This window comes from Cupriavidus sp. UME77 (assembly GCF_014170355.1).
Lineage (GTDB): Bacteria > Pseudomonadota > Gammaproteobacteria > Burkholderiales > Burkholderiaceae > Cupriavidus > Cupriavidus basilensis.
On sequence record NZ_LZZU01000065.1, the window covers coordinates 191758 to 204002 of the forward strand.

Here is a 12245-nt window from a genome sequence, read left to right on the forward strand (position 1 = left end):
AAACTTGCAATTGAATTATAGGTGGCGGTGGACTCCAATAGACGTCCTCTTCGTTTCGCCGAGCCCTGCCATGCCCCTTCGCCGTACCCTCCCCGCCATCCTGGCGCTCGTTGCCATCCAGTCCGCCACCGCCCAGACGGCCAGCGCGCCTGCCTCGCCCGTCACCGCGCAAGCCAATGCGGCATGGCTGCAGGCACTGCCCTTTGGCGACCGGCAGGATTTCGAGGATGCGCACCGCGGCCTGGTGGCCCGCTTCCCCGAAGGCAGCATCCGCGGCGCGGACGGCCGCGTGGCATGGGACTTCGACGCCTACGCCTTCGAGCGCGCCGATGCCGCACCGGCCACGGTGAACCCGAGCCTGTGGCGGCTCGCACAGTTGAACAATGAAGCCGGCTTGTTCAAGGTCACCGACCGCCTCTATCAGGTGCGCGGGGCCGACCTGTCGAACATGAACATCATCGAAGGCGACACCGGCATCATCGTGATGGACCCGCTGATCACCGCCGAGACCGCGCGCGCGGCGCTGGCGCTGTACTATGCGCACCGGCCGCGCAAGCCGGTGGTCGCCGTGATCTACACGCACAGCCACGTCGACCATTTCGGCGGCGCCAAGGGCATCGTCGACGAAGCCGACGTGAAGGCCGGCAAGGTGGCGGTGATCGCGCCAGCGGGCTTCATGGAAGAGGCCATCAGCGAGAACGTGCTGGCGGGCAACGCCATGATCCGGCGCGCGCAATATATGTACGGCACCACCCTGCCCCGCAGCGCGACGGGCCAGGTCGACGCGGGCCTGGGCAAGGCCACCTCGCGCGGCACGATCACGCTGCTGGCGCCCACCGATCTCATCGCCAAGACCATCGACACCCGCCGCATCGACGGCATCGACATCGAGTTCCAGCTCACGCCCGGCACCGAGGCGCCGGCCGAGATGAACCTCTACTTCCCGCAGCTGCGCACGCTGTGCATCGCGGAGAACGCTGCCCGCACCCAGCACAACATCCTGACCATCCGCGGCGCGCAGGTGCGCGATGCCAAGGCCTGGTCGTTCTATATCGGCCAGGCGCTGGCCCGCTACGGCGAGCGCAGCGACATCCTGATCGCCCAGCACCACTGGCCCACCTGGGGCAAGGCGCGCATCAACGAGTTCCTGTCGGACCAGCGCGACATGTACGCCTACCTGAACGACCAGACGCTGCGCCTGATGAACCATGGCCTCACGCCCACGGACATTGCCGACACGCTGCGCAAGCTGCCCGAGCCGCTGGCCAGCAAATGGTATGCGCGCGACTACTACGGCTCGATCAGCCACAACGTGCGCGCGGTGTACCAGCGCTACCTCGGGTTCTACGATGGCAACCCGGCCCACCTGAACCCGCTGCCGCCGGTGCAGGGCGCGAAGAAGACGATCGAATGGATGGGCGGCGCGGACGCTGTCCTGGCCAAGGCGCGCGAAGCCTACGCCCGCGGCGAATACCGCTGGGTGGCGCAGATCGGCAACGAGCTGGTCTTTGCCGAGCCGGCCAACACCGCGGCCCGCGCGCTACAGGCCGACGCGCTGGAGCAGCTTGGCTACCAGACCGAAAACGCGACCTGGCGCAATGCCTACCTGACCGGCGCGCAGGAACTGCGCGACGGCATCAAGCGGGGCGCGCCCAGCGGCACGACATCGCCCGACCTGGTGCGCGCGCTGACCGTGCCGCACTTCTTCGACTACCTGGCGGTGCGCCTGAACGCGGACAAGGCTGCCGGCAAGACCATGACGCTGAACTGGAACTTCACCGACCTGCAAGAGCGCTACGCCATGACGCTGCGCAACAGCGCCCTGACCTACCTGGCCAACACGCAATCCGCGCAGGCCACGGCAACCATCACGCTGGACAAGGCCACGCTCGACCGCATCAGCCTGAAGCAACTGACGCTGCCGGACGCGATCCGCGATGGCAGCATCCGCATTGACGGCAACCCGCAGGCGGTGGCGTCGCTGTTCGGCATGCTGGATACGTTTGACGGGTACTTCAGCATTGTGACGCCACAAGCGGCGCCCTGAGGGGGACGGGCAGCACGTCATCTGCAAGGATTTTTAGCGCGGCAGGGGCGCCCCTGGCTTGCCCAGGGCCGCCTCGAAAAACTGCATCAATGCCTGTACCCGTGCCGTGCGGCCCCGCCGCGTGGGCACCAGCAGGGTCACCGGCGCGCTGTCGAACTCCCAGCCGGCCAACACCCGGACCAGCGTGCCGCGCGCCACCGCATCCGCCGTATCCCACTCCGAGCGCAGCACCAGGCCAAGCCCCTGCTCCGCCCACTGGCGCGCCACGCTGCCATCGTTGGTCGTGAATGCCGGGACAACGCGCAGCGTTTCGCGGGCCGATGGCCGCCGCGCAGTGCCGGAACCCGCCCGGCGAAAACGCCACAGCGTCACGTCCTCGTCGTTCTCGCGAATGCAGATGCACGCGTGCCCCAGCAAGTCGCGCGGCTCTTGCGGCGTGCCGTGGGCGCGCAGGTAAGCCGGGCTTGCGCACAGCCAGCGTTCATTGGGGGCGAGCGTGCGGGCAATCCAGGATGAGTCCCGCACGGCGCCGATATGCACTACCGCGTCCGAGTCATGCTTGTCCGGCCAGGGCACCTCGCGCAGATCCAGCTGCAGGCGCAAGCCGGGATGGCACTGCGCAAAGCGCGCAAGCACCGGCGCCACGTGGTGCCGGCCATAGCCGAAGGGCGCGGCGACGCGCAGCGTGCCCGTCAGGCGGCTGTCTTCCCGGCGGAACGACTCGGGCAGCGCCTCCAGTTGCGCCAGCAGCGCCGCGCCTTCCTGCGCAAAGCGCTCGCCCTCGGGCGTGAGGCTCAGGTGCCGGGCGGTGCGGGTGGCGAGCGCCAGGCCCAGCGTGGCCTCCAGCTTGCGCAGGCGCATGGATAGCGCTGGCGGCGTCACATTGAGCGCGCGGGCGGCTGCGCTCAGGGACGGGGCCTGCGCCAGCGCCTCGACCAGCCGGAGGTCTTCGATCTGGATCATTCACTTCAGCTTAACGATTGATGTTCCGGCATTTAACCACGGACCACGTATTCCTTCCTACACTGAGGGCCTGTTGTCCTGCGGCTGCGCAGCTCGGCTGTTCTGCTGTCACGCTATTGCGCCCACAAAAAAGGAACGTATGGAAATCCTCGACCAATCGCCCGCCCCTGCCTGGCCACGCGCCGTCCTGTTCGACCTGCTCACCGCGCTGCTGGATTCCTGGACCGTATGGAACGCCGCCGCCGGCTCGCAGGCGCAAGGCCGGGCCTGGCGCGCGGAGTACCTGACGCGCACCTACGGCTGCGGCGCCTACGTTCCCTATGAACAACTGGTGCGCGAGGCGGCCGAGCATGTCGGCCTGCCCGCCAGCGCGCCGGCAGCGCTCGAGGCCGGCTGGGACAAGCTCCCCGCGTGGGATGGTGCCCGCGAACTGTTGCGTGCCGTGCGCCCGCATTGCCGCCTGGCGGTCGTCACGAACTGCTCCGAGCGGCTGGGGCGCCGCGCCGCGGACTTGCTGGAGATCGATTGGGATGTCGTGGTCACCTCCGAGCAAGCGGGCTTCTACAAGCCGGACCCGCGCCCCTACCAGCTCGCGCTGAAGCAACTGGGCGTGCAGGCAACGGATGCCGCGTTTGTCGCCGGCTCGGGCTACGACATGTTCGGCACCTCGGCCGTCGGGCTGCGCACCTACTGGCACAACCGGGTCGGCCTGGCGCTGCCCGCCGGCGCACCAGTGCCCGATGCGGAATTCGCCACGCTGGAGCCCGCTCTGCCGTGGCTGCGGTCCTTTCATGCGGCAACCCCAACCCCGTTGCAGCCCAAAGTCCAATTGCCGGACTGACTGATCACTCTCAAGAACCCTATGAACACTGCCACCCACACACTGGCGAGCCTGGAAACACCGGCAGCGGTAATCGACCTCGCCCGCATGCAACACAACATCCAGCGCATGCAGGCGCGCATGGACGCGCTTGGCGTGCGGTTCCGCCCGCATGCCAAGACCAGCAAATGCTCGGCGGTCGTGCAAGCCCAGATCGATGCCGGCGCGCGCGGCATCACCGTTTCCACCCTGAAGGAAGCCGCGCATTTCTTTGCCGATGGCATCACGGACATTCTCTATGGCGTCGGCATGGTCTCGACCAAACTGCCCCAGGCCCTGGCGCTGCGCCGCCGGGGCTGCGACCTGAAGATCGTCACCGACAGCGTGACCTCCGCCGAGGCCATCGTCGCGTTCGGCGCCGCGCATGGCGAATCGTTCGAGGTCTGGATCGAGATCGACACCGATGGCCACCGCTCGGGCATCCGCCCGGACGAAGCCGCGCTGATCGACGTGGCCAGCGTGCTGCATGAAGGCGGCGCCCGCCTGGGCGGCGTGATGACGCACGCCGGCTCCAGCTACGACCTGGATACGCCCGAAGCCCTGGCGGCGATGGCGGAGCAGGAGCGGGCCGGCTGCGTCATGGCGGCCGAGCGGCTGCGCGCGGCCGGGCTGCCCTGCGCGGTGGTCAGCGTCGGATCGACCCCCACGGCGCTATCCGCAACGAGCCTGGAAGGCGTCACCGAGGTGCGCGCGGGCGTCTACGTGTTCTTCGACCTGGTGATGCACAACGTCGGCGTGTGCGCAACGCAAGACGTGGCGCTGAGCGTGCTGACCACCGTGATCGGGCACCAGGCGGACAAGGGCTGGGCCATCGTCGATGCAGGCTGGATGGCCATGAGCCGCGATCGTGGCACGCAAAAGCAGAAGTGCGATTTCGGCTACGGGCAGGTCTGCGGCATCGACGGCGCCGTGCTCCCGGGCTATGTGCTCAGCGGCGCCAATCAGGAACATGGCATCGTGTCGCGCGAAGGCGCGCCCGAGCCGGACATCGCGGCGCGCTTGCCCATCGGCACGGTGCTGCGCATCTTGCCCAACCACGCCTGCGCGACTGGCGCGCAGTTCCCCGAATATCACGGGCTTGCGCAAGACGGCACGCTCGCTACCTGGAGCCGGTTCCATGGATGGTGATCGGGCGAGCGCCGCGGTAAAGACGGTCAACCCTGCCGGGCTATCCGCGCCCGGCGGGCACTACAGCCATGCAACCGTGGCCAATGGCTTCGTGTTCGTATCCGGGCAGTTGCCCATCACGCCAGCCGGCGAAAAGCTCGTCGGCGCGCCCTTTGAAGATCAGGCGCGCCAGGTGCTGGCCAATGTGGAAGCGGCGTTGATCGCCGCTGGCAGCGGCATCGGCGGCCTGGCGCAGGTGCGGGTCTATGTGGACGCCATTGAAAACTGGCCGGCATTCAACGCCATCTATGCTTCGTGGGCAGGCAGCGCGCGCCCGGCACGTGCCGTGGTGCCGACCGGCGCGCTGCACTTTGGCCTGAAAGTGGAGGTGGAAGCGGTGGCGGTGCTCCTGCCCGCTGCCTAGCGGCTAAGCGGCTAAGCGGCTACGCGGCTACGCGGCCAAGCGGTAGCGTCAGCCCATCTGCGGCTGCGTCGCGGCAAAGCTTGGCCGCTCGCGCATCACTGCCTGCGCGCGCCGCACGTTGGGGTACTTCTCCAGCAAGGCGGCGCCCTCGGGAAACATGCCGACGGCGCGCAGGTGCGCCTTAGCCAGGCGCGTTGATCTGCGGGCCTTCGCCGCAAGGCCTGTGCCGCACCCGGCTAGCTGACGTCAGCACCACGTAGGGCAACGGATCGTGGGGTTGTCCTGAGCCCGACGCGTCGCAATAGCGTCTGAATGGCGGCTGCGGCAACGTCATCCGTTTCGTGCACATCCTTGAGCACCGCCCGAATCCGCAAGGCCAGCGCTTCGGCAAGCCTGGCAGCAGTCACGCGCAATGGACAAGAATCGCATCGCGCGTAAAGCGCAACATCCCTGACCAGCGTGTCGCCTCGATAGATCGCCACCAGGACCTTTGGTTGGTAGCTACCGTCGACGAGCGCCTTTGCGCGCGGCGTGACGCGATAAGTCACCGCCTCACGCATGGACATGGTCACTCGCCGTCCTTCCTGGACGCAAGCGTGGCGCCAACCTGGGACCGGGTTGCATAGGCCACCCCATGCTGCTCCAGATAGTCGCGAATCAACTGACGCACGACCTGCGATGGCGTTTGATCCTGCGCCGCGCACAGTGCCTCGAAGGCTTTCTTCTTCACGGGGTCGATCAACACGGTGAAACGGGCAGTCTTGGATTCCATACGCTTCAGAGTAGTATTGTATGATAATAGCATTATCATTATATACAACTGATCAGCTGCTGCCGAGGAGTCATCGCCGCGCCGTTGACTGAGTGACGAATCGAATAACAAGCCTGATCGAGCCCGCAGATGGATCCCAGCCGCACATCCTTTGAAGCCTATTTGAAGTTCCTGTCCGAAGCCCCCAACGACGGCACCCCGACCGTGCTGGAAACCCCGCTTGCACTTTCACTGCATTTCGATGCGCTGGCGACCCAAAGCATCATGTCGCGGCATGAACCCGACAAGCTTGTCCTCGGCTACACACGGACGATGATGGCTTTTCTGCTGCTGCAACCGGCACCCACCAGGATCTCGATGATCGGCCTGGGCGGGGGATCATTGCTCAAGTATTGCTATCGGCATCTTCCGCAGGCAAAGGTTGTTGCCATTGAAATCGATCCGGCAGTGATCGCCTTGCGCGATACGTTTCACATTCCGCCCGACGACGAGCGGCTCGAAGTGGTCTGCGCGGATGGCGCCGAGTATGTCAAGAGTCAGGACGCGCGACCGGAGGTCATCCTGGTGGATGGCTTTCTCGCCCATGGCATGCCGACACAGCTGGGGAACGCCGCCTTCTACGCAGCGTGCCATGCGCGGCTCGCCGACGATGGGGTATTGGTCGCCAACTACCTCGACAGCGATGCTGATATCCCGTTCTACCTGGAAGAGATCCGTTCGGTGTTCGGCGAATCCTTTTCCATTGCCCTGTCCGAGGACAGTTGCAACTACACGCTGTTCGCCTGGAAGGGGGCGCGGGCGCTTCCCTCGCAGGACGAGCTGCTGGCGCGGGCTCGCGCCCTGGAAACCACGCATCCGCTGAATCTGCGATCGGCCGCGCGCCGCCTGAAACAGGGCAAACGGCTAGCATCGGATCACATATTCTGGCGAAAGCTCGCGGGCTGAAGAAGAGGGACGCCAAATGATCAGTCAAAAAATCAGGTTCTTCCGCTCACGGATTCCCGCATTCGCGTGCACTCCGGGCTGCCACGATTGCTGTGGGCCGGTGATGACCTCGACGCACGAGATGTCGAGGCTTCCCGTCAAAAGCGATGCCGAGCACGAAGCCGCGCTGACAAACCTCAGTTGCCCTCATCTTGGCAGCCAGGGTTGCCAGGTCTATGCCGAGCGCCCGTTGATCTGCCGCTTGTTCGGCACGACGCCCCGGCTGGCCTGCCCGAATGGCAACCGGCCCGAGCAGATGGTCAATCCGGACATAGATCGCCAGATTCAACGCTTCTTCGTTGAAACACGTCACGTGCTGGTTTGAACTGATTTGAGCTGAATTGAACTGGTTTGAACCAGGTTGAAGCAGAGAGTGAGTTCACCGCCCCGCGCGGGCGGAAAGACCTACTGCCGCGCGGGACGTAGTTCAGCCGCCCGTCAGGCCGCGGGCACCAGCACGCTGGCAATCGCTTGAGCCACCTGGGTCACGTTGCGCTCGTTCAGCCCGGCCACGCACATGCGCCCCGAACGCAGCAGGTACACGCCGTGCTCCGTGCGCAGGCGGTCCACCTGGTCGGCCGTCAGCCCGGTGTAGGTGAACATGCCGCGCTGCGTGAGGTAGCGCGACAGCGCCTCGCCACTCACGTGGGCGGCCAGGCCCTTGTGGATGGCCGCGCGCATCTTGGCGATGCGCTCGCACTTGCCCGCCAGCTCGCGCTCCCAGATCGTACGCAGCGCCGGCGTGGTCAACACCCGGGCCACCACCCGGGCGCCGTGCGTGGGCGGGTTGCTGTAGTTGGCGCGCACCGCGCCCGTCAGCTGGCCGAGCACCCGGCCGGCTTCTTCGGCGCTGTCGCAAACCACGCTCAGGCCACCGCAACGCTCGCCGTACAGCGAGAAGTTCTTCGAGAACGAGTTCGCCACCAGGCACGGCACCCCCTGGGCCACCAGCTCGCGTACCGCGAAGGCGTCGTCGTCCAGGCCGGCGCCAAAGCCCTGGTAAGCCATGTCGACGAAAGGCAGCAGCTCATGCTGCTTGAGCAGCGTGATGAGCTGGCGCCATTGGTCGTGGTTCAGGTCCACGCCAGTGGGGTTGTGGCAGCAAGCGTGCAGCAGCACGATGCTGCGCTTGGGGATCAGGCGCAGCGCGTCCAGCATGGCGTCGAACTTCAGGCCGCCGGTGGCGTCGTCGTAGTACGGGTACGTGTTGACGGTGAAGCCCGTGCGCTCGAAGATCACGCGATGGTTCTCCCAGCTCGGGTCGCTGATCCAGACCTGAGCGTCAGGGAAATAACGCTTGAGGAAATCCGCGCCCACGCGCAGCGCGCCGGAGCCGCCCAGCGTCTGCACCGTCGCGATGCGCCCCTCGGCGCGCGCCTGGCACGGCTGGCCAAAAACCAGCGCCTGCACCGCGTCGCGATACGCCGCAAACCCGGCCATCGGCAGGTAGGGGCGCGGGCCCATGTCGGCCATCAGTGCGGCTTCGGCTTCGCGCACGGCCTGCATCACCGGCAACCGGCCTTCGTCATCGAAGTAGATGCCGATGCTCAGGTTGACCTTATCGGTCCTGGGATCGAGTTGAAAGCTCTCGTTGAGGGAGAGGATCGGGTCGCCCGGATAGGCATCGATGTGTTCGAACATTGGATACTCTGGCTGGAGTGCTGGGATGGGTCGGAGCCGGCGGCCAGTGGCCGCCAGGGTCATCATTATGCCGATACGCGTTCGGGCAGGGCCGGTTCGGCGCGCTTCTGCTTTTGCCTGAGGCGGTAACTCAGGCCCAGTACGGCCAGCCATGCCGGAATCAGGTACACCGAGATGCGCAGGCCCGGCGTGAGGTACATCACGTAGAGGATACCCGCCAGGAAGACCAGGCACACATAGTTTGTCAGTGGGTAGCCCAGGCTCTTGAAGCGCGTTTCCTGGCCGGCTGCGCGCTTGTCGCGGCGGAACTTGAGGTGAATGATGCTGATCATCGCCCAGTTGATGATCAGTGCCGAGACCACCAGCCCCATCAGCAGCTCAAAGGCCTCGCCCGGCATGAAGTAGTTGATCACCACGCAAGCCGCGGTGGCCAGCGCGGAAACACCCAGCGCGGCCAGCGGGATCCCGCACTTGTTGACCTTCAGCAGTGCCTTGGGCGCATTGCCTTGCCTGGCCAGACCGTACAGCATGCGGCTGTTGCAATACACACCGCTGTTGTAGACCGACAGCGCGGCGGTCAGCACCACGGCGTTCAGCACCGTGGCAACGATCTCGCTGTTCATCGCGTGGAAGATCAGCACGAACGGGCTGCCGCCGGTGACGACCTTCTCCCACGGGTACAGCGAGAGCAACACGCCCAGCGCGCCAACGTAGAAGATCAGGATGCGATAGATCACCTGGTTGGTGGCTTTGGGAATGGTCTTCTCCGGCTCATCCGCTTCTGCCGCCGTAATGCCCACCAGCTCCAGCCCGCCGAACGAGAACATGATCACCGCCATGGCCATGACCAGGCCGGAGATCCCGTTGGGGAAAAAGCCGCCGTGCTGCCACAGGTTGGACACGCTGGCCTGCGGGCCGGCCGTGCCGGACGCCAGCAGGTAGCCGCCGAACACGATCATGCCGACGATGGCCAGCACCTTGACGATGGAGAACCAGAACTCCATTTCGCCGAAGGACTTGACGCTGGTCAGGTTGATGGCGTTGATCAGGAGGAAGAACGACAGCGCGGAAACCCAGGTGGGGATGTGCGGCCACCAGTACTGGACATAGATGCCCACCGCCGAGAGCTCCGCCATGCTGACCAGGATATACAGCACCCAGTAGTTCCAGCCCGACATGAAGCCCGCGAAGCTGCCGCAGTATTTGTTGGCGAAATGGCTGAAGGAGCCTGCCACGGGTTCGTCGACCACCATTTCGCCGAGCTGGCGCATGATGAAGAACGCGATGATGCCGGCCACCGCGTAGCCGAGCAGGACCGAGGGCCCCGCCATCTTGATGGTCTGGGCAATGCCCAGGAATAGCCCGGTGCCAATCGCGCCACCTAGCGCAATCAGCTGGATGTGCCGGTTTTTCAAGCCACGCTTGAGCGTCGCGTCTGTATTGTCGGAAGCGTTGGGAACCATCTTTGTCTCTCTACCCACTCTTTTGGAATGTCGGCCTGCGCCTCTCGCGTGTCGCGGGCGCTTGGGCTTCGGCCAGGCACCACCGGCGCGCAGTCATGCTGCTGCGCCGGCGGTGTTGATGCGGTCAGTGCCGGGCGTGCCGGCTTGCCTTGTGGGCCTCAGACCTTGAGCGTGCCGCGCTCGATCTGGTCGCGTTCCAGCGATTCGAACAGCGCCTTGAAGTTGCCTTCGCCGAAGCCTTCGTCGCCCTTGCGCTGGATGAACTCGAAGAACACCGGGCCGAGCGAGGCCTTGGAGAAGATCTGCAGCAGCAGGCGGGGCTTGCCGCCTTCCGTGGTGCCGTCGACCAGGATGCCGCGCGCCTTGAGCTGATCCACGGGCTGGCCGTGGCCGGGCAGGCGCGCTTCCAGGCCGTCGTAGTAGTAGTCGTTGGGCGCCGTCATCAGGGGCACGCCGGCCATCTGCAGGCTGTCGATGACTTCGATCAGGTTGTCCGTCAGGAAGGCGATGTGCTGGATGCCTTCGCCATTGAAGGCCATCAGGAATTCCTCGATCTGGCCGCTGCCCTTGGAAGATTCTTCGTTCAGCGGAATGCGGATCTTGCCATCCGGCGCGGTCATGGCCTTCGAGGTCAGGCCGGTGTATTCGCCCTGGATATCGAAGTAGCGGATTTCGCGGAAGTTGAAGAGCTTTTCGTAGAAATTTGCCCAGTAAGCCATGCGGCCACGGTAGACGTTGTGCGTCAGGTGGTCGATCAGGCGCAGGCCGTGGCCCACCGGATGGCGGTCCACGCCTTCGATGAATTCGAAGTCGATGTCGTAGATGGACTTGCCTTCTTCAAAGCGGTCGATCAGGTACAGCGGCGCGCCGCCGATGCCCTTGATCGCCGGCAGGCGCAGCTCCATCGGGCCGGTGGCGATTTCCACCGGCTGCGCGCCGAGTTCCAGCGCGCGGGCATAGGCCTTGTGCGAATCCTTCACGCGGAACGCCATGCCGCAGGCGCTGGGGCCGTGCTCGGCGGCAAAGTAGGCAGCCGGGCTGTGCGGCTCGCGGTTGACGATGAAATTGATGTCGCCCTGACGGTACAGCACCACGTCCTTGGAGCGGTGGCGCGCCACCAGCGTGAAGCCCATCTGCTCGAAGATCGGTTCCAGTAGGTTGGGAGTGGGCGAGGCGAATTCCACGAATTCGAAGCCCATCAACTGCATCGGGTTTTCAAACAGATCGGCCATGGTGTGTTCAACGAAAAGTTGGGGGACGAGAGAAATAATATTGCGGCTCCTGCACGCCAGCGCATCAATGCGCAGTGCCAGGCACGTGCGGAACAGGCTCTCATTTACCCGTCCGCACTGCTAATCTGGCGTTCAGTGTATATTCCGGGCCGCAAAATAGGATTTCGTAATCCACGCAGGCAAACCCTAGCTCATGAGATAAAATTTCATCCTTCACGGAAGGTAGGAAACGAAAGTGCACAAAGATGAGCTAGACCGCATCGACCGGCGCCTGCTGGGAGCGTTGCAGGAAAATGGGCGCGCGTCCAACCTGGAACTGGCCGAGGCCATCCGCCTGTCGCCGGCCCAGACGCTGCGCCGCCACCGGCGCCTGGAAGAACTCGGCATCATCAAGCGCTATGAGGCCCGGCTGGACTCCGCCAGCCTGGGCTTCGGCGTGGTGGCCTTTATCCATGTCACGATGGAGCGCGGCCATATCCGGGACCTGTCGAACTTCAAGGGGTTGGTCGCCGAGCTGGCGCAAATCCAGGAGTGCTTCTCCGTGACCGGCGATATCGACTATGTGCTCAAGGTGGTGGCGCGCGATCTGAAGTCGCTGTCGGATTTCCTGCTCGACACCCTGATGCGCATCCCGGGCGTGAGCGGCGTGAAATCCAGCGTCTGCCTGGACGAGATCAAGTGCACCAGCGCCATGCCGCTGGAGCCTTGAACCCGGACCCTCTGCCTGCTGGC

Annotated in this window: 13 protein-coding genes and 1 pseudogene; 7 read left to right on the top strand and 7 right to left on the bottom strand. The window is 65.1% G+C overall.

Features of this window, described 5'->3' with window-relative positions:
* Positions 1-70 precede the first annotated feature (70 nt).
* A complete protein-coding gene (locus tag A9975_RS26915; protein WP_183035411.1) occupies positions 71-2047 on the top strand; it encodes an alkyl/aryl-sulfatase in 1977 nt (658 codons plus the stop codon).
* Between the two features lie 33 nt (positions 2048-2080).
* Here A9975_RS26915 and A9975_RS26920 read toward each other — a convergent pair whose 3' ends face one another.
* The gene (locus A9975_RS26920; protein WP_183035412.1) at positions 2081-3010 is read right to left on the bottom strand and encodes a LysR family transcriptional regulator; all 930 of its coding nucleotides are present in this window, start codon (positions 3008-3010) and stop codon (positions 2081-2083) included.
* 139 nt (positions 3011-3149) lie between these two features.
* On the opposite strand from A9975_RS26920, the gene A9975_RS26925 reads away from it, so the two are divergent.
* The 3 genes from A9975_RS26925 to A9975_RS26935 are packed head-to-tail and all read left to right on the top strand — an operon-like array spanning position 3150 to position 5421.
* Positions 3150-3851 (top strand): HAD family hydrolase, encoded by a 702-nt coding sequence (locus A9975_RS26925; RefSeq protein WP_183035413.1) that lies wholly within the window; start codon positions 3150-3152, stop codon positions 3849-3851.
* A gap of 21 nt (positions 3852-3872) precedes the next feature.
* Entirely contained in the window at positions 3873-5018 is a 1146-nt protein-coding gene (locus tag A9975_RS26930) for a DSD1 family PLP-dependent enzyme (protein WP_183035414.1), read from the top strand.
* Positions 5008-5421 (top strand): RidA family protein, encoded by a 414-nt coding sequence (locus A9975_RS26935; protein WP_183035415.1) that lies wholly within the window; start codon positions 5008-5010, stop codon positions 5419-5421. Before A9975_RS26930 ends, A9975_RS26935 begins: the two co-directional genes overlap by 11 nt.
* A gap of 48 nt (positions 5422-5469) precedes the next feature.
* On the opposite strand, the pseudogene A9975_RS26940 reads toward A9975_RS26935, so the two are convergent.
* The 3 genes and pseudogenes from A9975_RS26940 to A9975_RS26950 form a co-directional block, all read right to left on the bottom strand.
* Positions 5470-5595 (bottom strand): annotated as a pseudogene (locus tag A9975_RS26940) (glutathione S-transferase); the annotation flags it as partial.
* 62 nt (positions 5596-5657) lie between these two features.
* Positions 5658-5987 carry a hypothetical protein gene (locus A9975_RS26945; protein WP_183035416.1) on the bottom strand — a complete coding sequence of 110 codons (330 nt, stop codon included), beginning with the start codon at positions 5985-5987 and terminating at the stop codon, positions 5658-5660.
* Positions 5988-5989: 2 nt separating this feature from the next.
* Entirely contained in the window at positions 5990-6193 is a 204-nt protein-coding gene (locus A9975_RS26950) for a ribbon-helix-helix protein, CopG family (protein WP_183035417.1), read from the bottom strand.
* A gap of 129 nt (positions 6194-6322) precedes the next feature.
* Here A9975_RS26950 and A9975_RS26955 point away from each other — a divergent pair, with 129 nt between their 5' ends.
* Both A9975_RS26955 and A9975_RS26960 read left to right on the top strand, forming a co-directional pair.
* Positions 6323-7138, top strand: coding sequence for a fused MFS/spermidine synthase (locus A9975_RS26955; RefSeq protein ID WP_183035418.1), 816 nt, complete (start codon positions 6323-6325; stop codon positions 7136-7138).
* A gap of 16 nt (positions 7139-7154) precedes the next feature.
* Positions 7155-7502 (top strand): YkgJ family cysteine cluster protein, encoded by a 348-nt coding sequence (locus A9975_RS26960; RefSeq protein WP_183035419.1) that lies wholly within the window; start codon positions 7155-7157, stop codon positions 7500-7502.
* A gap of 113 nt (positions 7503-7615) precedes the next feature.
* Here the strand turns inward: A9975_RS26960 and A9975_RS26965 are convergent, their stop codons facing one another.
* The 3 genes from A9975_RS26965 to hppD all read right to left on the bottom strand — a co-directional run bounded on the left by A9975_RS26965 (position 7616) and on the right by hppD (position 11513).
* Positions 7616-8818: an amino acid aminotransferase gene (locus A9975_RS26965; RefSeq protein ID WP_183035420.1), complete on the bottom strand. Its 1203-nt coding sequence runs from the start codon at positions 8816-8818 to the stop codon at positions 7616-7618.
* Positions 8819-8883: 65 nt separating this feature from the next.
* Positions 8884-10281: an amino acid permease gene (locus A9975_RS26970; protein WP_183035421.1), complete on the bottom strand. Its 1398-nt coding sequence runs from the start codon at positions 10279-10281 to the stop codon at positions 8884-8886.
* 158 nt (positions 10282-10439) lie between these two features.
* Positions 10440-11513, bottom strand: coding sequence for a 4-hydroxyphenylpyruvate dioxygenase (gene hppD, locus A9975_RS26975; RefSeq protein ID WP_174426710.1), 1074 nt, complete (start codon positions 11511-11513; stop codon positions 10440-10442).
* Positions 11514-11748: 235 nt separating this feature from the next.
* Here hppD and A9975_RS26980 point away from each other — a divergent pair, with 235 nt between their 5' ends.
* Positions 11749-12222: an Lrp/AsnC family transcriptional regulator gene (locus A9975_RS26980; protein WP_183035422.1), complete on the top strand. Its 474-nt coding sequence runs from the start codon at positions 11749-11751 to the stop codon at positions 12220-12222.
* The last annotated feature ends 23 nt before the right edge of the window (positions 12223-12245 follow it).

Coding starts and splice junctions, on each gene's coding strand:
- A9975_RS26915 (WP_183035411.1), top strand. CDS start 71: ATGCCCCTTCGCCGTACCCTCCCCGCCATCCTGGCGCTCGTTGCCATC.
- A9975_RS26920 (WP_183035412.1), bottom strand. CDS start 3,010: ATGATCCAGATCGAAGACCTCCGGCTGGTCGAGGCGCTGGCGCAGGCC.
- A9975_RS26925 (WP_183035413.1), top strand. CDS start 3,150: ATGGAAATCCTCGACCAATCGCCCGCCCCTGCCTGGCCACGCGCCGTC.
- A9975_RS26930 (WP_183035414.1), top strand. CDS start 3,873: ATGAACACTGCCACCCACACACTGGCGAGCCTGGAAACACCGGCAGCG.
- A9975_RS26935 (WP_183035415.1), top strand. CDS start 5,008: ATGGATGGTGATCGGGCGAGCGCCGCGGTAAAGACGGTCAACCCTGCC.
- A9975_RS26945 (WP_183035416.1), bottom strand. CDS start 5,987: ATGTCCATGCGTGAGGCGGTGACTTATCGCGTCACGCCGCGCGCAAAG.
- A9975_RS26950 (WP_183035417.1), bottom strand. CDS start 6,193: ATGGAATCCAAGACTGCCCGTTTCACCGTGTTGATCGACCCCGTGAAG.
- A9975_RS26955 (WP_183035418.1), top strand. CDS start 6,323: ATGGATCCCAGCCGCACATCCTTTGAAGCCTATTTGAAGTTCCTGTCC.
- A9975_RS26960 (WP_183035419.1), top strand. CDS start 7,155: ATGATCAGTCAAAAAATCAGGTTCTTCCGCTCACGGATTCCCGCATTC.
- A9975_RS26965 (WP_183035420.1), bottom strand. CDS start 8,818: ATGTTCGAACACATCGATGCCTATCCGGGCGACCCGATCCTCTCCCTC.
- A9975_RS26970 (WP_183035421.1), bottom strand. CDS start 10,281: ATGGTTCCCAACGCTTCCGACAATACAGACGCGACGCTCAAGCGTGGC.
- hppD (WP_174426710.1), bottom strand. CDS start 11,513: ATGGCCGATCTGTTTGAAAACCCGATGCAGTTGATGGGCTTCGAATTC.